This is a genomic window from Ensifer sp. GW821-FHT05G01 (assembly GCF_059419585.1).
This window is the reverse complement of sequence record NZ_JBWKSC010000004.1, coordinates 384,576-402,390: the sequence shown is the minus strand read 5'-3', so window position 1 is coordinate 402,390 and position 17,815 is coordinate 384,576. Positions and strand designations below refer to the sequence as shown.

Annotated in this window: 18 protein-coding genes; 2 read left to right on the top strand and 16 right to left on the bottom strand. The window is 64.1% G+C overall.

What is annotated here, in order from left to right; all coding sequences use genetic code 11:
- Positions 1–63: 63 nt before the first annotated feature.
- From AC07UR_RS13095 to AC07UR_RS13055, 9 genes are all read right to left on the bottom strand, one after another.
- Complete coding sequence (locus AC07UR_RS13095) at positions 64–1,218, bottom strand: ABC transporter substrate-binding protein (RefSeq protein ID WP_412728387.1); 1,155 nt, start codon at positions 1,216–1,218, stop codon at positions 64–66.
- Positions 1,211–1,966, bottom strand: a complete 756-nt coding sequence (fhuF, locus tag AC07UR_RS13090; RefSeq protein ID WP_209790641.1) for a siderophore-iron reductase FhuF — start codon at positions 1,964–1,966, stop codon at positions 1,211–1,213. The genes AC07UR_RS13095 and fhuF overlap by 8 nt, the downstream gene beginning before the upstream one ends.
- Positions 1,967–2,208: 242 nt before the next feature.
- Positions 2,209–2,700: an ester cyclase gene (locus AC07UR_RS13085; protein WP_209790642.1), complete on the bottom strand. Its 492-nt coding sequence runs from the start codon at positions 2,698–2,700 to the stop codon at positions 2,209–2,211.
- 75 nt (positions 2,701–2,775) lie between these two features.
- Positions 2,776–4,203, bottom strand: a complete 1,428-nt coding sequence (locus AC07UR_RS13080; protein ID WP_209790643.1) for a gamma-aminobutyraldehyde dehydrogenase — start codon at positions 4,201–4,203, stop codon at positions 2,776–2,778.
- A gap of 25 nt (positions 4,204–4,228) precedes the next feature.
- The gene (locus AC07UR_RS13075; protein WP_173420704.1) at positions 4,229–5,041 is read right to left on the bottom strand and encodes an ABC transporter permease; all 813 of its coding nucleotides are present in this window, start codon (positions 5,039–5,041) and stop codon (positions 4,229–4,231) included.
- A complete protein-coding gene (locus tag AC07UR_RS13070; RefSeq protein WP_173420703.1) occupies positions 5,031–5,981 on the bottom strand; it encodes an ABC transporter permease in 951 nt (316 codons plus the stop codon). The genes AC07UR_RS13075 and AC07UR_RS13070 overlap by 11 nt, the downstream gene beginning before the upstream one ends.
- On the bottom strand, positions 5,978–6,976 hold the full coding sequence (locus tag AC07UR_RS13065; protein WP_209790644.1) for an ABC transporter ATP-binding protein: 999 nt from the start codon (positions 6,974–6,976) through the stop codon (positions 5,978–5,980). Before AC07UR_RS13065 ends, AC07UR_RS13070 begins: the two co-directional genes overlap by 4 nt.
- 190 nt (positions 6,977–7,166) lie before the next feature.
- Positions 7,167–8,327, bottom strand: a complete 1,161-nt coding sequence (locus tag AC07UR_RS13060; RefSeq protein WP_173420701.1) for an ABC transporter substrate-binding protein — start codon at positions 8,325–8,327, stop codon at positions 7,167–7,169.
- A 200-nt stretch (positions 8,328–8,527) separates the two neighbouring features.
- Positions 8,528–9,436: a LysR family transcriptional regulator gene (locus AC07UR_RS13055; RefSeq protein ID WP_173420700.1), complete on the bottom strand. Its 909-nt coding sequence runs from the start codon at positions 9,434–9,436 to the stop codon at positions 8,528–8,530.
- Positions 9,437–9,596: 160 nt separating this feature from the next.
- Here AC07UR_RS13055 and AC07UR_RS13050 point away from each other — a divergent pair, with 160 nt between their 5' ends.
- Entirely contained in the window at positions 9,597–10,520 is a 924-nt protein-coding gene (locus AC07UR_RS13050) for an alpha/beta hydrolase (protein ID WP_412728372.1), read from the top strand.
- Positions 10,521–10,584: 64 nt separating this feature from the next.
- Here AC07UR_RS13050 and msrA read toward each other — a convergent pair whose 3' ends face one another.
- Positions 10,585–11,322 (bottom strand): peptide-methionine (S)-S-oxide reductase MsrA, encoded by a 738-nt coding sequence (msrA, locus tag AC07UR_RS13045; RefSeq protein ID WP_209790645.1) that lies wholly within the window; start codon positions 11,320–11,322, stop codon positions 10,585–10,587.
- Positions 11,323–11,500: 178 nt separating this feature from the next.
- Between msrA and AC07UR_RS13040 the strand changes: the two genes are divergently transcribed.
- On the top strand, positions 11,501–11,902 hold the full coding sequence (locus AC07UR_RS13040; RefSeq protein ID WP_209790646.1) for an ACT domain-containing protein: 402 nt from the start codon (positions 11,501–11,503) through the stop codon (positions 11,900–11,902).
- 44 nt (positions 11,903–11,946) lie between these two features.
- Here AC07UR_RS13040 and AC07UR_RS13035 read toward each other — a convergent pair whose 3' ends face one another.
- The 6 genes from AC07UR_RS13035 to AC07UR_RS13010 all read right to left on the bottom strand — a co-directional run bounded on the left by AC07UR_RS13035 (position 11,947) and on the right by AC07UR_RS13010 (position 17,797).
- A complete protein-coding gene (locus AC07UR_RS13035) occupies positions 11,947–12,366 on the bottom strand; it encodes a GFA family protein (RefSeq protein WP_209790647.1) in 420 nt (139 codons plus the stop codon).
- A 125-nt stretch (positions 12,367–12,491) separates the two neighbouring features.
- Positions 12,492–14,087: an MFS transporter gene (locus tag AC07UR_RS13030; protein WP_209790648.1), complete on the bottom strand. Its 1,596-nt coding sequence runs from the start codon at positions 14,085–14,087 to the stop codon at positions 12,492–12,494.
- Positions 14,080–14,547: an SRPBCC domain-containing protein gene (locus AC07UR_RS13025; protein WP_173420695.1), complete on the bottom strand. Its 468-nt coding sequence runs from the start codon at positions 14,545–14,547 to the stop codon at positions 14,080–14,082. The genes AC07UR_RS13030 and AC07UR_RS13025 overlap by 8 nt, the downstream gene beginning before the upstream one ends.
- Positions 14,548–14,678: 131 nt before the next feature.
- Complete coding sequence (locus AC07UR_RS13020) at positions 14,679–15,245, bottom strand: TetR/AcrR family transcriptional regulator (RefSeq protein ID WP_209790649.1); 567 nt, start codon at positions 15,243–15,245, stop codon at positions 14,679–14,681.
- Positions 15,242–15,736, bottom strand: a complete 495-nt coding sequence (locus tag AC07UR_RS13015) for an HPP family protein (RefSeq protein WP_173420693.1) — start codon at positions 15,734–15,736, stop codon at positions 15,242–15,244. Before AC07UR_RS13015 ends, AC07UR_RS13020 begins: the two co-directional genes overlap by 4 nt.
- 66 nt (positions 15,737–15,802) lie before the next feature.
- Entirely contained in the window at positions 15,803–17,797 is a 1,995-nt protein-coding gene (locus AC07UR_RS13010) for a CocE/NonD family hydrolase (RefSeq protein WP_209790650.1), read from the bottom strand.
- Positions 17,798–17,815 lie beyond the last annotated feature (18 nt).

The window sequence follows — 17,815 nt, the reverse complement described above, 5'->3', positions numbered from 1 at the left end:
GATCGCACGTCTTTTCGCCAACCCCTTGCTGCCATTGCAATTGTGTTGGGTTTCGCGGAGTCTCTAACGCGGCGTATCGGCGCCCAGGCTGACGGTATAGGTGCCTTCGAAGGGCACGGCGGCAAAGCGTTCGTTGATCTCAGCGAGGCTCTTTTCCGGGTCGAGATCGGCAAAGATGTCGGGGCGCAGCCAATGGGCGAAGGCTTCGGCAGCGACGATGTTGAGCGGGATGGCGTTGAAGAAGTTCCAGATGCCATGGACGCGGCCGCTCTCGACCGCTGCGATACCGGTAAGGACCGGCGCCTTGACCGCAGCGGCCAGCGTCTGTTCGGCCTCATCCCTGGCAACGCCGGGGCCGATCGAGAAGCTGCTGTAGGTTCCACCGGGAGACGAAGTGGCAATGTAGACGTCCGGATTTGCGGCGATGACGGCTTCGGCGCTCACTGTGCCGCCCGGGCGCGGCAGCGCGCCTTCGGCGATGTTGCGGCCGCCGGCGATCGTCAGGAACTCGCCGAGGCCGCCGACGCCATAGGCCCAGCAGCACTGGTCGGGCTTCGGGAAGGCATCCATCAGCACGCTCGGTCGCGGCTCGGGCTTGGCGGCGACACGGGAGCGGATCAGGGCGAGCTTGTCCTCGTAGTAGCGCGCAAAGGCCTCGGCCTGCTCGTCGCGCTCCAGGATCCGGCCGAGAAGCCGCATCATGTCGGGCGTGGTCTTGAGCGGATCGCTGTTGAAATCGACGACGATGACAGGCACGCCGGTGCTGGTGAGATAGTCGATGGCGCGCTGGCCCGGCTCGTTGTCGGCCTGCCAGTTGGCGAGGATTGCGAGGTCAGCCTTCAGCGTCAGCAGTGTTTCGTAAGACAGGCCCGGAATCGTGCCGTCATCGATCAGTGGCACGTCTGATATCGCCGGGAATTTCTGGCGGAAGCTCTCGTAGATCTCGGGATTGGCACCCTTCATGTCGCCGGACCAGCCGGCGAGCAGGCTGACGGGATCCGGATGGATGAGCGACAGGGCGACGAGGTTAAAGCCGCTACCGAGCAGGATCGCCTTTGGCGGCGCTGAGATCGTCACCTCGCGCCCGGCTGCGTCCTTCACTGTCATCGGCCATTTGCCTTCGGCCCGTGCGGGCATGGCGAAAAGCGGGATGGTGACGAGGAGGGCCAGTATAATCCGGACCGCGGACCGCAAAGCGAGATGAAGCAAACTACTGATTCCGTTGGCTGGGGAGGGCGCAGAGACTGCCGCAGCTGCGAACGCCCGGAAGCAGGTAACGCAGGCAGCAGATCTTGCGTCGGCACACGCGCGCCCCGTCCTCTTCCTCGTGGCGCAGGCAATCGAAGAAGGGGTTCGGCGAGCCGTCGGGCAGGGATTTGCTGCCAATCAAGGCTTCGGCCTGGGCATGAAGCGGCTCGACGCCGGCAGCGCGCAGGGCATAGTCGATGTAAACGAGCGCGTTGTTCCAGGCGAGTTTCGGGGCGATGCCGCCGCTCGACTTGAGATAGCCGACGACCTCGCGCAGGTGCTCGCCCATCAGCGGCGCCAGGGTGGCAAAGACATCGTCGTCATCACCCGCCTGCCAGTCGCCGGCATCGTCAACGCCAAAGGCGCGCGGCAGGCCATCGTTTGCCAGCGCCACCTTCATGCGGTTGAAGGCGACCGGCAGCACCTGATGATCGAGCACGCGGGCGACGAGGTAGGGGATGGTGAGGGCCGAGAAATAGTAGAGCGACCACATGGAGGCGACCGCGCGGCGGTCTGTTCCCCCTGACTTCTCGGCGTAGGTGTCGAGCGCGCGGTCAAAGGCGCCGGAGGCGAAGAACTCCGGCAGCGCGATGCCGTCGGAAAGATCGCCCGACAGCATCATCTTCTCGTTGCACCAGGCATGTGGCCCGGAAAAGGCGGATGAGAGCACCTTGGTGCCGCCCGTCTCCATGATCGCTTCGGACGCGGCAGCCGTCATCGCATCACCTTACGCGAGCGAGACACAACCGGGCGCCCGGCTGAAGCAGCGAACCTTGTTGCAAGCATGCGATACACCTTCTGAGCAACGGTCAGAAACTCATAAGGTGATCGTGTTACTCATGATTTCTTCAGGCGCAAGTCATTTTATGATTTGCGACCATGTTTCGATGCTGGGAAAGCGAGCCGGGAAGAACCGCAAGCCTTCACTCGCGGTTTGCCAGTGGCCGGTTTTGTTCTCGGTTACAGCAGGCCGAGCTGTTTGTAGAAGCCGAGCGCATCGTAATAGTCGTTCTGTGCGGCGATCTTGCCGTCCTTGACCGTGAACACCGAGGCGCCGGTGAACTTGAAGGCCTTGCCGGTTGCGGCCGTGCCATCGGCCCAGGCGCCCGAATTGGTGCCGGAGAACTCCCATTCGAAGGAGACCTTGTCGCCGGCGGCGATGGGATCACCCTTCATGGTCCAGACGGCATCCGGAGCTGCATTGAGAAAGTTGTCGATGACGCCGGTCTTGGCGGCGTCCTTCCCGTTGACCGGCTTGCCGACGGATGCGTCGTAATAGGTGACGTCATCGGCGAAGTAGGATGCGGCCTTGCTCGCATCATGGGCGTTCCACGCTGCGACATAGGCTTTGACGACATCAGGCGCCGCATCGGCGGCAAAGCCTGAGGGCACCTGCAGAACGGCGCTCAGACCCAGAGCACCTGCAGCAACAAGCAGTTGGCGGCGGTACATGGTATTTCCTCCCGTTTGTGGTGGCCTGAGGGGGCGGGCGCTGCCTGAGCGAAGGCCGCGCCACGCCCTTAACTCCTAGCCGTGGTTGATCATGATGTGGCGCACCGCAGTGTAGTCCTCCAGCGCATAGACGGACATGTCCTTGCCGTAGCCAGACTGCTTGACGCCGCCATGCGGCATCTCGTTGGTCAGCATGAAGTGGGTGTTGATCCAGGTGCAGCCATATTGCAGGCGCGATGCGGCGTTCATCGCCTTGGAGATGTCCTTGGTCCAGACAGAGGAGGCAAGGCCGTAATCGCTGTCATTGGCCCAGGCGACGGCATCGTCCTTGCCGGTGAAGCGGGTGACGGAAACGACCGGGCCGAACACCTCACGCCGGACGATCTCGTCCTCCTGGGTTGCACCGGCGATCACCGTCGGCTGGAAGAAGAAGCCATCGGCGCTGCCGGGCGCACCGCCGGTGGTGATTTCGATGTGCTTCTGGTCGGCGGCACGCTCGACGAAGCTGGCGACCCGGTCGCGCTGGCGGCGCGAGATCAGCGGGCCGATCTCGTTTTCGGTGTCGTCCGCGAGATTGTAGCGGATAGTGGAGACGGCCGAGCTGAGGTCGGCGACGAGCTTTTCGTAGATGCCGGCCTCGGCATAGATGCGGCAGGCGGCGGTGCAATCCTGGCCGGCATTGTAGTAGCCGAAGGTGCGGATGCCGCCCACGACCGCTTCGAGGTCGGCGTCGTCATAGACGATGACGGGCGCCTTGCCGCCGAGTTCCAGATGGGTGCGCTTCACTGTCTTGGCGGCGGCCGTCAGCACCTTCTTGCCGGTGGCGATGTCGCCGGTGATCGAGACCATGGCGATCTTCGGGTGGTTGATGAGCGCATTGCCGACGGTTTCGCCACGGCCGGTGACGACGTTGACCACGCCTTCCGGCAGGATGTCGGCGAGCAGGCGGGCGAGTTTCAGCGCCGTCAGCGGCGTCTGTTCCGACGGCTTGAAGACGACGGTGTTGCCGCCGGCAATCGCCGGCGCCAGCTTCCAGGCCATCATCATCAGCGGATAATTCCAGGGCGCGATCGAGCCGACGATGCCGACCGGATCGCGGCGGACCATGGAGGTGTGTCCGGCCAAGTATTCGCCCGCCGTCGGCGCATGCAGATTGCGGATGGCGCCGGCGAAGAAGCGCCAGCAGTCGACGATCGCCGGCAGCTCGTCGTTTCTTACCGCATTGATCGGCTTGCCGCAGTTGAGCGCCTCGAGCGCTGCAAAATCGTCGGCGTTCTTTTCGATCGCGTCGGCGATCTTCAAGAGGTAGCCGGAGCGTTCGCCCGGCGTCGTCATCGACCAGGAAATGAAGGCGCGTTCCGCCGCGTCGACGGCCGCCTCGACCTGCATGTGCGAGGCTTCGGCGAGATCGATGATCTTCGCGCCGGTGCGCGGGTTGAGGATAAGCTCCTCGGCTTCGGTGCCGGCCTCGAAACGCGATCCGATCAAAAGCTGGGTGTCCATGTCTGTTCTCCCTTGAAAGTCTTGTTCATTTGCCGGCGCCGGCGATCTGGTCGCCGTCGCGGGTCAGGTAGTAGGCGCCGAGGATCGGCAGGAAGGTGACCAGCACCACGATCATGGCGACCACGTTGGTCACCGGTCGCTGGCGCGGGCGGATGAGCTCTTCGAGCATCCAGATCGGCAGCGTCGACTGTTGGCCGGCGGTAAAGGTGGTGACGATCACCTCGTCGAAGGACAGCGCGAAGGCGAGCATGCCGCCGGCGAGAAGTGCCGTGCCAATGTTCGGCAGGATGATGTAGCGGAAGGTCTGGAAACCGTCGGCGCCGAGATCCATAGACGCCTCGATCAGCGAGCCGGAGATGCGGCGGAAGCGGGCGACCGCATTGTTGTAGACGACGACGATGCAGAAGGTCGCGTGGCCGAGCACGATCGTCCAGAACGAAAACGGGATCTCCGCCATGGAAAAGGCCGAGCGGAGCGCGATGCCGGTGATGATGCCGGGCAGCGCGATCGGCAGGATGACCAGGAGCGAGATCGTCTCGCGGCCGAAGAAGCGCGTCTGGCTGACGGCGGCAGCGCACAGCGTGCCGAGCACCAGGGCGACGGCGGTTGCGATCGAGGCGACCTTGACCGACAGCGTCAGCGCTGCCCAGACATCCGGCCGGTTCCAGGCGACGGCGAACCATTGCGTCGTCAGCCCCGGCGGCGGGAACTGGTAGCTCTTTTCCTCCGTGGTGAAGGCGTAGAGGAAGATCAGCAGGATCGGCACATGCATGAAGGCAAGGCCGGCAGCAGCGGCGATCTTCAGGCCGAGGGGGGAGCGGTTGCGTTCAGAGCGCATCGAAGGCCCCCATGCGTTTGGCGACGAAGAGATAGGCGCCCATGATGACGATCGGCACGACGGTGAAGGCGGCGGCAAGCGGAATGTTGCCGGCCGTGCCCTGCTGGGCATAGACCGCCTGGCCGATGAACAGCCGGGACGAGCCGATGATCTGCGGAATGATGTAATCGCCGAGCGTCAGCGAAAACGTGAAGATCGAGCCGGCGACGATGCCGGGAAGCGCCAGGGGGAAAAGCACGTGGCGGAAGGTTTGTGCCGGCGTGCCGCCGAGATCGGACGAAGCCTCGATCAGGTTGCCCGGCACGCGCTCGAGTGCCGCCTGGATCGGCAGGATCATGAACGGCAGCCAGACATAGACGAAGACGATGAAAGTGCCGGTGTAGCTGACCGAGAGCGAGTTGCCGCCGACGACGGGAAGCGAGAGCCAGGCGTCGAGCAGCCACTGCAGATGCAGCTTTCCCAGGAACCAGGTGACGATGCCTTCCTTGGCGAGAATGAGCTTCCACGCATAGATCTTGACGAGGTAGCTCGACCAGAGCGGCAGCATGACGCCGAGATAGAACAGCACCTTCCATTTGCCCTGCGCGTAGCGCGCGGCGTAGTAGGCGATCGGGAAGGCGATGAGCGCGGAGGCGATGGTGACGATGGCCGCCATCGACACGGTGCGCAGGATGATGTCGAGGTTGGTTTCGCTGAGCAGCTGGCGGTAGGTGGCGAAGGTGAACTCGTAATTGATCAGGCCGGAAAAGTCGTCGATCGAGAAGAAGCTCTGCAGCAGCAGGGCAAAGAGCGAGCCGACATAGACGACGCCGAGCCACAGAAGCGGCGGCGCCAGCAGGACGGTGAGCAATACGTGCGGATGCTTCCAGAAGAAGTCCGACAGCCGGCCCGCTGGGCCGCGGCGGTCCGGCAGGACGATATTTTCAGTGACGGCGGTCATGCGTCCTCCATCGGGTGCAACTCATGCGCCGCAAAGCTGATGGTGACGGGGCTGCCGATCTTGGGCACGGAAAGTGCGGCCGGGCTTGCGACCGCGATGCGCGCGCCATCGACATCGACGACGATGCGGTTGACCGCGCCAAGGAAACTATGGGCGGAGACGGTACCGTTGAGGCTGAGCGCGCCTTCACCCGGTGCCGACAGCACGATCGCCTCGGGGCGAAGGCTGGCATAGGCGGATTTGACCCCGAGCTTCTGGCAGAGCTTTGCCGGCAGCACGTTCGACGAGCCGACGAAATCGGCGACGAAGCGGGTCTTCGGCTGCTTGTAGACTTCCTCGGGGCTGCCGAGCTGCTGGATGCGGCCATCGTTGAAGACGGCGATGCGGTCGGCCATCGATAGCGCTTCGCCCTGGTCATGGGTGACGAAAACGAAGGTGATGCCGAGCGATTTCTGCAGCGTCTTCAGCTCTTCTTGCATCTGCTCGCGCAGCTTGAGGTCGAGCGCGCCGAGCGGCTCGTCGAGGAGCAGTACCTTCGGTTTGTTGACGAGGGCGCGGGCGAGCGCCACGCGCTGGCGCTGGCCGCCGGAAAGCTGGCCGGGGCGGCGGCTGCCATAGTTCGGCAGCTTGACCATGGCGAGCGCGTCTTCGGCTGCCTTGCGACGCTCTTCACGGCCGACGCCCTTGACCATCAGCCCATAGGCGACGTTGTCGAGGATCGAGAGATGCGGGAACAGCGCATAGTCCTGGAAGACGGTGTTGACGCTACGGCGATAGGGCGGCACGCCCTCGGCCGTCTCGCCGAAGATTTCGATATGGCCGCCGGTCGGCTGCTCGAAGCCGGCCATCAGGCGGAGACACGTGGTCTTGCCCGAGCCCGAGGGGCCGAGCATGGCGAAGAATTCGCCCGCGGCGATCTCGAGGTTCACGCCATCGACGGCGCGCACAGCGCCGAAGTGGCGGGAAACATTGTCGAAAAGAACGGCGGTGGACATCAAATTGCTCCAGGATTCCAGCCCCTCATCCCGCTGCCGCGACCTTCTCCCCGCTCGCGGGGAGAAGGGGATGTGCGGTCGGCGTCTCGCCCAAAGCTCATCCGGCGGGTTTGCCGGGGGCGTTCCCTCTCCCCGCATGCGGGGAGAGGGTCAGGGTGAGGGGCGATGCTTGCGATACGGTCGCGACGGCTCAGCGACCGCCGATGACGCCGATGTAGTCAGAGACCCAGCGGTGGTAGGGCACGCATTCGCCCTGGCTTGCGCACTTCGTCACCGGCGTCTTCCAGAACTTGACCTTCTCGAAGTCCTCGTAGCCGTTGGTCTTGCAGCCGGCGTCGGTCAGAAGCTCGTTGCCCTTGCAGGCCGCGCCGACTGAAGGGTTGGCGCCGAACCAGGCGGAGACGTCACCCTGGACCTTGGGCGAAAGCGAATGCTCCATCCACATATAGGCGCAGTTCGGATGGGCGCTTTCGGCGTGCAGCATGGTGGTGTCGGCCCATCCGGTCACGCCTTCTTCCGGAATGGTCGAGGCGATCGGCAGCTTTTCGGCTTCCATCAGGTTGACCTGGAACGGCCAGGAGCCGGAGGCGACGACGCCTTCGTTCTTGAAATCGTCGATCTGGATCATCGCGTCGTGCCAGTAGCGACCCACGAGCGTGCGCTGGGTGCGCAGCAGCTCGAGCGCTGCCTTGTACTGGTCTTCGTTCAGTTCGTAGGGATCCTTGATGCCGAGTTCCGGCTTGTGCTTCATCAGGTAGTTGGCGGCATCCGCCACGTGGATCGGGCCGTCATAGGCCTGGACGCGGCCCTTGTTGGACTTGCCGTCAGGCAGGGTCATTTCCTCGAAGACGACGTTCCAGCTCTTCGGCGCTTCGCCCTTGAAGGCGTCCTTGTTGTACATCAACACGTTCGGACCCCAGACATAGGGGGTGCCGTAGTGAACGCCGTTGACCGTGTGCCAGGGCGCGCTCTGCATGCGCTCGTCGATGGTCTTCCAGCTGGGGATGAGATCGGTGTTAACAGGCTGGACGCGCTTGCCGGCGACAAGCCGCATCGAGGCGTCGCCCGAGGCGGTGACGAGGTCGAAGCCGCCCTCGTTCATCAGCGCGACCATTTCGTCCGAGGTGGCGGCCGTCTTGACCGAGACCTTGCAGCCGGTCTGCTTTTCGAAATCGGTGACCCAGTCGTAGTTCTTGTCGGTCTCGCCGCGCTCGATATAGCCGGCCCATGCAACGATCGACAGTTCGCCTTCGCCCTTGCCCAGTTCCTTCAGCGGTTCCTGCGCCAAGGCAGGCGCCACGAGGCCGAGCGACAGCGTCAGCGCAGTGCAGGATTTCAGGATCTGCTTCATCTGAATTCTCCCAGTTTTGAGCCGCATTTTACGGCTTCGTTCCCAGGCTGAAGCGTGCCTTGATTTCTCCGCATTCGCAAATTCATTAATCAGAATGCCGCTATCGGTTTTTCCGATATATCGACGTGAGTGAACGGGAGCGCACTCATCTGTGGTGACGCATCCTCATGGTTTTCTGTGTATTTTTGACCTGTCGGTTTTTAGCGTGGACGGGCGCTGCGCAGAGCTTCGGCGATGCCGACGAAATCGCGTGCCGATTGCGGCAGGCTGGAGCCCTTGCGCCAGACCATGCCGACCTGGACGACGGGAAGGGCGCCCGAGACGTCGCGGCTCTCAATCCGGTCGCCTTCAAGAGACCATGGGCGGTAGACGAGGTCGGGCAGAAGGGCGATGCCCGCGCCTGTCGCCACCAGGCTGCGCACGGCCTCCACCGATCGGGTGCGGAAGGCGACATGCGGCCGCGCGCCGAGCGCCGACAAGAGCTTGCCGGTGTTCTCCTCGATTTCGTCGACCGTCAGCATGATCAGCGGTTCCTTGGCGATATCGCTGATCGAGATGATGTCGGCGCTGACCAGCGGATGGCCGATCGGCAGCCAGAGGCGATAGGGCGAGGTTTCCAGGATCTCGGCCTGCAGCGCCATGCGGTCGCGCAGGTTGGAGATGACCATGACGGCGACGTCGAGTTCACCGCCGATCAAGAGATGTTCGAGATAGGAGCCGTTGTCCTCGATGGCACTGACATCGACGCCGGGGCAGGCGCGGCGATAGCGCGCGAGCAGGTCCGACAGCACGTAGCCGGCCACCAGCGATGTGACGCCGAGATTGAGCTTGCCTCCCGTCTCCTCGCGGCTGTCGGAAAAGCTGCGTCTTGCGTCGGAGACATTGGACAGGATTTTTGTCGCGTGCCGCAGAAACTGGTGGCCATTGTGGGTGATCGAGAGGCCGCGTGGATGTCGGTCGAACAGTTCGACGCCGAGGTCGCCTTCAAGCTCCTTGATCGCCTCGGTGATCGAGGATTGCGAGATCGACAGGTTCTGGGCCGCGCGGGTGATCGAGCCTTGCTCGGCGACGGCGACAAAATACTGCAACTGTCTGAAGGTGAAGGCCATCCGCGCAGTTAATCGCTGTGAAGGCGCGGTTGCAAGCGCGGCCACGAGATCGTCCCCGACAATGCAACTGCGGCGGGATTTTCCGGATGATGTCGGTTTCCGGACAGAAGGCGGGCCGGCCGATGCTAGACTTGCGCCGGTAAGATCAGGGAGGCGGACTTTGGATCAGGGCGTATTGAAACCGATGCCGACGGAAGAGGGCATCCTCGCCTTCCATCGGCGCTGCGAAGCCTTCTATCCCGCCGATGCGGTGGATGCGTCGATCGAACAGCAGCGCAAGTGGTACGATGCGCTCTGCGCCGAGTTCGACGCGCCATCGCCCGAAGGCCTGACGCGCGAGGATGCGCTTGTCGAGGACCGCATCCCGATCCGGCGCTACCGGCCGGCGACGGTCTCTACCGACACCCGGATCTACTACATTCACGGCGGGGGCTTCGTCGTCGGCTCGCTCGACAGCCATGATGCCATCTGCGCCGAGCTTGCCGATTTCGCTCACGCCGAACTCGTCAGTGTCGATTACCGCCTGGCGCCGGACCATGTCTGGCCGGCTGCCTTCGAGGATTGCTACGCGGTGCTTCAGGCCCTGCTCGCGGATGGCCGTCCTGTTGTCGTTGCCGGCGACAGCGCCGGTGGAAATCTGACGGCGGGCATTGTGCTCAAGGCACGGGCCGACGGACTGCCCGGTATCGTCGGGCAGGCATTGATCTATCCCGGTCTTGGCGGCGATCTCGTTTCCGGCTCCTATATCGAGATGTCCGAAGCGCCGGGGCTGACGACGGCCGATACGAAGTACTACCGGGACATACTGCAGGCGCCGGCCGATAATCCGTTTGCAGCACCGCTGGCGGAGACGGATCTTTCGGGTCTGCCGCCGACCTACATCACCGGCGCCTTTTTCGATCCGTTGCGCGACGACGCCCGCATCTATGCTGCACGGCTCGCGATGGCTGGCGTCAACGTCACCTTTCGCGAAGAGCCGCAGATGATCCATGCCTGGCTCCGCGCTCGGCACATGAGCGAGGGTGCGCGCGAAGGCTTTCGCCGTCTGGCTGGCGGCATTGCCGTTCTTGTTGGAACCGGCTGAACGTTTCGGTCCTGATGGATGCGTAAATCCGGCTTCAGTGCGCCTCGGTTCTTTCTGGGTCGGGCTAGCTCTTCGCCTTGAACACCAGCGCCGGATTGGTGCGGAAGCTCTGCGGGAACAGTTGGCGCAGGTTCTCGATCTTCGGCATGTCGTTATAGACGATGTAGGGGTAGGTCGGATTGCGCGTCAGGAAATCCTGGTGATAGGCCTCGGCGGCATAGAAGCCTTTGAGCGGCGAAATCTCGGTGACGATCACGGCCGGGAACGCGCCGGATTTGCCGAGTTCGGCGATGTAGGCCTCGGCGATCTTCTTCTGCTCCGGCGTGGTGACGAACAGGGCCGAGCGATACTGCGTGCCGTGATCGGGCCCCTGATAGTTCAGCTGCGTCGGGTTGTGGCCGACGGAGAAGAAGATCTGCAGCAGCTTTCCGTAACTCACTTTGCTCGGATCGTAGGTCACTTCCACCGACTCCGCATGGCCGGTATCGCCATTGCTGACGGCCTCGTAGGACGCTGTGTCGCGGCTGCCGCCGGCATAGCCGGAGACGGCTTTGCTCACACCCTTCACATGCTGGAACACACCCTGGACGCCCCAGAAGCAGCCGCCGGCAAACACCGCCGTCTCCGGTCCGCTGGCGGTTTTTTCGTCGAGTGACGGCGGCGGAATGGATACGGCCGGTTCGGCGGCTGTTGCCATCGATGCGCCGGAAAGCGTGGCACTGAGTGCGAATGCGCGGGCAATCCATTGCAAGCGTCGGCCGGTCTTCACAGTGCGTGGCTGACTGTCGGGTTTTGCAAACATCGGTGGGTTCCTCTGCCGCGGTCGGGCGGCGGCCGTGTTGCGCCCATGTTTTTCGCGAGACCTTTCGAAAGCAAATCGCAAGAGCGTGCTTCACGGCAATGTGACGATCCGCTACCACAGTCACGAGGACTCGGCGGTCCCTCGAAACGAGGATCGCGAGACATTGCGGGGAGGGATGATGGCCGGGGAAACGGATCTTGCGAAGCTGCTGGCGACGATGGCGCCGGTGTTGTTTCCACAAACCTATGTCTATTGCACCGTGCCCCATGACGAGGCGCAGCGTTACATGACGCTCGAGCCGCTTGCGACCTATCGCGAGGACGAAGGGGTGACCCTGATCCTGGAGCGCCCGGCGGCGGATGCCGCCGACCTTTCCTATGGGCCGTTGCTTGCTCGCATCACGCTCAACGTGCATTCGGCGCTCGAAGCCGTCGGGCTCACGGCAGCGGTGGCGACGGCGCTGACGCGCGAAGGCATCAGCGCGAATGTCGTCGCTGCCTATTATCACGACCACATCTTCGTACCTGAGGCGGACGCCGAACGTGCGCTTGAGGCACTGCGGGCGCTGAGCCCCGCCTGACCTGACCCCGCTTGGTACCTTACCGGCTTTCCGGGCTTTGCCGATCACATGAAGCGGATGTCGGCGGGCGGGTTTTCGTAGTCGTCGTGACGGCCGTTCTCGTAGGTGATGGGGGCCGCACCCAGCTCTTCGTCGCTGACGCCGTCGAGGCAAGCGACGTTGACAGCGTAGAAATGGCCGAGGAAATCCTTGAGGTAGCCGCGGGAAAACGGCCTGACGCCGCAGCGGCTGCAGAAATAGTGATCGACGTCGCCCTCGCGCCAATTCGATGGCACTGCCCGGTAGCTCGTCAGCGCTTCCTTGCCCTTGGTGATCGCGAACTCGTCGCGAAGCGCGAAGGATTTCTGCATGCGCGTCTTGGCGCAGAAGCTGCAATTGCAGCGGCGGATGCCTTCGGCAAAATCGAGCTGGCATTCGAAGGCAACGGCGCCGCAGTGGCAGCTGCCGCGATAGGGCTTTTTCATCGGAAGGTCTCCTGTCGTTGGGCGGCGGTCAGCCGGCCCCGGTCCTTCGGCCGGGGACGATGACGCTGCAGAGATGGACGTTGAAGCAATTCATGTGTTGGCGTCCGCGACGCGGACACGACTTGCTATCCTGCCTTGGCAGAGACTTCCGCCTCGTCGGCGATCACAGGATCGTTGTCGGCGCCGTTGCCGGTCGCCTTGCGCAGAAGCAGGAAGGCGAGCAGCGCCGTCAGCAGCGACAGGGCGACGCAGATCGATGCGGTGAAGGCGAAGGAATTGGTGAAGACGTCGCGGGCGGCAATCAGCAGCCGTTCGGACTGCTCCCCCGGAAGCTGTTCGGCGATGGCGACGGCACCGCCCAGCGTCTGGCGCGCCGACTCGACGGTGTCTTCGGGAAGGCCGGTGACGACAACCGAGTCCATGCGGCTGCGGTAGGCTGCCGTCAACATGCTGCCAAGCACGGCGATGCCAAGCGCGCCGCCGAATTCGAAGCTTGTCTCCGAGATCGCCGATGCCGCGCCTGCGCGCTCCGGCGGGGCGGAGCCGACGATCAGGTCCGTGGTCAATGTGCCGACCGGTGCGAAGCCGAGGCAGAGGACGACCAGGCCTGTCGTGACGAGCAGGGGGCTGCTCGTCGTTTCGACCTGGGTGCAGATGGCAAAGCCGATGGCGGTCAGGACGAAGCCGGCGGCAATCAGGTTGGAGGCAGCGTAACGCGCAGCCAGCGACGGCACGAGGATCGAGCCGAGCACCATGGCAACCCCCGTCGGCACCGACCAGAGACCGGCAACGAACGGCGACAGGCCGAGCACAAGCTGCAGGTACTGCGCCACGAACAGGAAGGCGCCGAAGCCGACGAAAAGGCCGAGAATGTTGACGCCGAGCGCCGCGCTGAAGGCCGGGGTCCTGAACAGGGCCAGGTCGATCAGCGGATCGGCAAGCCGGCTCTGGCGCCTCGCAAACAGGAGGGCGACCGTCAGCCCGAGCAGGATGAAGAACACGGCGGTGACGTCGAGGCCATCCTCGGCGATCCGCTTCATGCCATAGATCACCGACAGAACGGCGACGAGCGACTGCCCGGCGCTGACGAAATCGAGCCGGCCGGCATTGGGGTCGCGGAATTCCGGCAGCAGCATCGGGCCGAGGATCAGAAGCAGGATCATGACAGGGACCGCCAGCAGGAAGACGGAGCCCCACCAGAACTGCGACAGCATCAGCCCGCCGACGACAGGGCCGATGGCGCCGCCGGCGGAGAAGCTGGCGATCCAGATGCCGATGGCGAGTGTGCGCTGCTTGTCGTCGAGAAACATGTTGCGGATCAGCGATAGCGTCGAGGGCGCGAGCGTGGCGGCGGCGACGCCAAGGACTGCGCGCGCCAGGATCAGCGTTTCCGCACTCCAGGCAAAGGCGGCGAGCACCGAGGCGATGCCGAAGGCGATCGAGCCGATCATCAGCAGCCGGCGCCGGCCGATGCGGTCGCCGAGCGTGCCCATGGTGATCAGCGAGCCCGCCACCATGAAGCCGTAGATATCGACGATCCACAGCAGCTGCGAGGCAGTGGGCTTCAACTGTTCGGTGAGCTGGGGAACCGCGAGGTTCAGGACGGTCAGGTCCATGGAGTAGAGCATGCAGGGCAGGGCGAGGACGGCAAGGCCGATCCATTCGCGCCGCGTCGCCTTCGGGCCTGGTGCGGTCTCTGCCGTGTCGGGTGCGTCAGACATCAGAAAGATACTCCCGCAGCCTTTCGAGGCACTCGCCCCAGCCTTCCTGGTGCGAGTCGCGCTCGTCGACACTATCGAACGGTGTCTGGTGGAAGGTCAGGCGCGTCTTGCCGCCGACATCGGCGAAGGACACCGTGATCAACGTGTCAGCTCCCGGCTTGCCCTCCTCGTCCCAGGCAAAGGTGAAGATGAGTTTTTCCGGCTCGATCACTTCGCGATAGATGCCGCCCATCCAATAGTCTTGTCCTTCCGGCGAGCGGATGCAGCCGCGCCAGGCGCCGCCGGGGCGGAAGTCCATCTTCATGGAATGGGCGGTGAAGTCGCGCGGCCCCCACCAGCGCAAGGCGTGCTCGGGCGTAGACCAGACCTTGAAGACGAGGCTGCGCGGCGCATCGAAGATCCTGGTGATTTCGAGGCTCAGTCTGTGTTCGCGCGATGCGCTTTCCCCGGCCAATGCCATGACAAGCCTCCCGCGGCCAGCGCAATCGTCGTGCGTGGCGGTTCTTTAACTCGAACGTTATTTAACTTGAAGGTTAATAACTGGACGAGCAGGGCCTTGTCAAGGCGCGAGGGATCCCGACCTGATGTTTGTCAGTTTTGTGATGGCTGACAGCGCGACTTGAGGCGGGCGAGGATCCGGCTGAAGGCCTGGGGATCATCGAGGCTGCGCGCAAGGATGAGCGCGCCCTGAATGCCGCCGATGACCTCTTCGGCGAGCGCCTGCCGTTCTTTTTCCGCCATGCCCTGGCGGCCTAGCGCTTCGGCCAGCGCCGTCCGCCAGTCGGCGAAGTAGCGGTTGAGCTCGACCGAGAAGCGATCATGGGCGCCGCTCGCGGCAATGACGCCCATCAGGCAGAGGCGGCGACCCTGGCGAAAGTAGCCGTTGACGGAAGCAAACATGTCGTCGATCGCCGCTGCCGGCGTTTCGCTGTCGTTCAGCCGGTCGAAGATGTGGGTCTGGAACCATGAGGCGATGTCGCCAAGCACCGCCTCGGCCATCTCTTCCTTCCCGCCGGGAAAGAAGTGATAGAGGCTGCCCTTGCCGAGCCCGGTCTTCTCGGTGATCAGGCTCAGGCTCGCGCCGTCATAACCGTGCTCGCGAAAGACCTCGGCAAGCGTGGCGATGACGTCCTGGCGTTCGGCGACGACGCGGCTCATGCGGGCTTCCTCAAGAGCGGATACTCGACCTTGCCGAAACGATGAAACAGCGTGCCGACGGCGACCAGTATCAGCGAGCCGGTCAGCACGGGGAACAGTAGAAATTCGAAGCCGGGGTCGCTGGCAAAGACCACCAGCGGGTTGGCGCCGGCCGGCGGGTGGGTGATGCGCAGCGCCGCCATCAGCGCGATCGCCGCGCCGACGGCAAGGCCGACCGCCCACCATTCGTTGGGGAAGAGCGCGCGCAGGACGAGGCCGACGAATGTCGCGACCAGGTGGCCGCCGACGACGTTGGCGGGCTGGGAAAGCGGGCTGCCGGCCACCGAGAAGATCAGCACGCAACTGGCGCCGAACGGCGCCATCAGCAGTGGCTCGCCGACGATGTTGGTGAGGGCGCCGACGGCGGCGATGGCGACAAGGCCGCCGATGCCGGCGATCAGGCCGCGGCCGATGTGGATGGGAGGCTGGTGACGAAAGAAGAAATGGCGCATGACTGTACCGATCAGTAAATTGTTTACCGATTGGTACAGTCATGCGCCGTTGGAGTCAAGATGCGCTTACATCAGGTCGCGCGCGACCCGCTTGGAGAAGGTCTTCTCAAAGATCGGAGCGTCGTTTTCATAGGCGACGATCTTGGCTTCGGTGATCCAGTCGTTGGCGTCACAGGTGAGAACCGAGGTCGAGACGGTGCGCACCGACCAGCCGTCGCGCCTGGCGATGCAGGTCCAGGTCGAAGTGCCGACCATCGAATGCGGATCGTCGGGGGCGATCGACCAGGTCTCGTCGCGGATGTCCTGCGTCGAAAGACCGGTATCGGGGTGCTCGCTCAAGCCGCCATCCTCGTAGATCCGGTAGTGCGTGACGCCGTTGGTCATGTCGCGCTCGACGGTGCGGCTGGTGCTGCCGGCCGTATGCTCGATGTATTTCGGCAGCGGATCAGGGTTTTCCGGCTCCGGCACCACGACCTCGTTGTGCTGGCCGAGCAGCGGGAGAGACAACGCCAGGGTGGACGTGTCGATTGTCAGGCCGGGATCGCTCGGCGGCGGCAGGATCATCGGCCAATATGAGGTCGACAGCGACAGCCGGATGCGGTGACCGGCGCGCACGCGGTAGCCGCAGGCGTCGAGCACCAGGGTGATCCGGGTCCGCCGACCTTTTTCCATCGCTCGCGGTTCGGCATTGCCGTCGCGGTGCGCCAGGTTGAGCACGCCGAACGCAATGCGGGTGGATGTGCCATCCGGGTGCACATCGACGATGCGGGCGACGAGGTTGGCGGTGTCTGCGGCGCAGGTGACGTCGACCGAGAGGCTCGCCTGGCCGAGATAGTCTTCAGCCTCCAGCAGCGGCCGGGTTTCGAAGGTCAGCGCGCCGGCATCGTCGATGCGCTGGTCGCCGGCCATTTCGGCATCAGGTTTCAGGGTGAAGTACTCGCCTGACGCCGTACCGGTGTCGAGTGGCGATTTCAGGTAGACCTCGCCGATGCCCACGGCTTTGGTCTCCACCGCAAGCCGGCCGTCGAGTGTGACGCCGAGAACCTGCATCTCCGGCGTCTGCCAGACGTCCTTGGCGACCCAGCGGCCGGGGTCGTCGTCGCGCCGGACCGCCGGGCGCGGGCCGTCGAGGATATAGGCGCGCACCTGCGGCCCGCCCTCGGCGCCGTTGTTCTCGTCGCGCAGCCAGCGGTTCCACCAGCGGATCGCCTCGCCGTGGAAATCGGCGCGCGGCTTCGGCCAGGCGAAATGCGGATATTTGTGCACCCAGGGGCCGATCATCGCCTTGGCCTTCGTGCCGAGACCCTCGACGGCTTTCAGCGGCGTGTTGCGATAGCCGTCGGCCCAGCCGGCGATGACGAGCGCCGGCGTGTCGAAGCTGTCGAAATTGTCCGAGATCGAGCCGTGCTGCCAGAAGGCGTCGCGGCGCTGATGCTCAAGCCATTCCTCCATGAAATAGGGCTCGTTTTCCAGGCGCTCCAGCCACATTTCCTTCCAGCGATCGCCGACGATTTCAGGGTCCGGCGAGCGTGATTGATAGGCCAGCATCGTCGCTGCCCAGGAGAGTTGGGCAGAGAGATGGCAGCCGTTCTTGTAGTGGATGTCGTCGTTATAGCGGTCGACGGTGGAGGCGATGGAGATGACGGCTTTCAGCGCCGGCGGCTTCAAGGCTGCGACCTGCAGGCAGTTGAAGCCGCCCCAGGAGATGCCCATCATGCCGACCTTGCCGTTTGACCAGGGCTGGGCGGCGATCCACTCGATGATCTCGCAGCCGTCTGCAAGCTCGCGCGGCGTATACTCGCCGTCGATGACGCCGTCGCTTTCGCCCGAGCCGCGGATGTCGACACGCACGCCGGCAATGCCGGCGGCGGCAAACACCGGATAGGTCGATTCATCGCGCAGGCTGGTGCCGCCGCGCTTTCGGTAGGGCAGGTATTCGAGCACCGCCGGCACCGGATCGGCCTCCGTGCCGGCGGGCATCCAGATCCGGGCGGCAAGGCGGGTGCCGTCCTTCAATCGGATCCACTCGTTCTCGATCAGGGTGAAGTCACGGTCTGACATATCGCTTGTTCCGCTCAT

Excerpts from the sequence above, each read along its gene's own strand:
- fhuF (WP_209790641.1), bottom strand. The coding sequence starts at position 1,966 with ATGACGGCTGCCGCGTCCGAAGCGATCATGGAGACGGGCGGCACCAAG.
- AC07UR_RS13085 (WP_209790642.1), bottom strand. The coding sequence starts at position 2,700 with ATGTACCGCCGCCAACTGCTTGTTGCTGCAGGTGCTCTGGGTCTGAGC.
- AC07UR_RS13080 (WP_209790643.1), bottom strand. The coding sequence starts at position 4,203 with ATGGACACCCAGCTTTTGATCGGATCGCGTTTCGAGGCCGGCACCGAA.
- AC07UR_RS13075 (WP_173420704.1), bottom strand. The coding sequence starts at position 5,041 with ATGCGCTCTGAACGCAACCGCTCCCCCCTCGGCCTGAAGATCGCCGCT.
- AC07UR_RS13070 (WP_173420703.1), bottom strand. The coding sequence starts at position 5,981 with ATGACCGCCGTCACTGAAAATATCGTCCTGCCGGACCGCCGCGGCCCA.
- AC07UR_RS13065 (WP_209790644.1), bottom strand. The coding sequence starts at position 6,976 with ATGTCCACCGCCGTTCTTTTCGACAATGTTTCCCGCCACTTCGGCGCT.
- AC07UR_RS13060 (WP_173420701.1), bottom strand. The coding sequence starts at position 8,327 with ATGAAGCAGATCCTGAAATCCTGCACTGCGCTGACGCTGTCGCTCGGC.
- AC07UR_RS13055 (WP_173420700.1), bottom strand. The coding sequence starts at position 9,436 with ATGGCCTTCACCTTCAGACAGTTGCAGTATTTTGTCGCCGTCGCCGAG.
- msrA (WP_209790645.1), bottom strand. The coding sequence starts at position 11,322 with ATGTTTGCAAAACCCGACAGTCAGCCACGCACTGTGAAGACCGGCCGA.
- AC07UR_RS13040 (WP_209790646.1), top strand. The coding sequence starts at position 11,501 with ATGGCCGGGGAAACGGATCTTGCGAAGCTGCTGGCGACGATGGCGCCG.
- AC07UR_RS13035 (WP_209790647.1), bottom strand. The coding sequence starts at position 12,366 with ATGAAAAAGCCCTATCGCGGCAGCTGCCACTGCGGCGCCGTTGCCTTC.
- AC07UR_RS13030 (WP_209790648.1), bottom strand. The coding sequence starts at position 14,087 with ATGTCTGACGCACCCGACACGGCAGAGACCGCACCAGGCCCGAAGGCG.
- AC07UR_RS13025 (WP_173420695.1), bottom strand. The coding sequence starts at position 14,547 with ATGGCATTGGCCGGGGAAAGCGCATCGCGCGAACACAGACTGAGCCTC.
- AC07UR_RS13020 (WP_209790649.1), bottom strand. The coding sequence starts at position 15,245 with ATGAGCCGCGTCGTCGCCGAACGCCAGGACGTCATCGCCACGCTTGCC.
- AC07UR_RS13015 (WP_173420693.1), bottom strand. The coding sequence starts at position 15,736 with ATGCGCCATTTCTTCTTTCGTCACCAGCCTCCCATCCACATCGGCCGC.
- AC07UR_RS13010 (WP_209790650.1), bottom strand. The coding sequence starts at position 17,797 with ATGTCAGACCGTGACTTCACCCTGATCGAGAACGAGTGGATCCGATTG.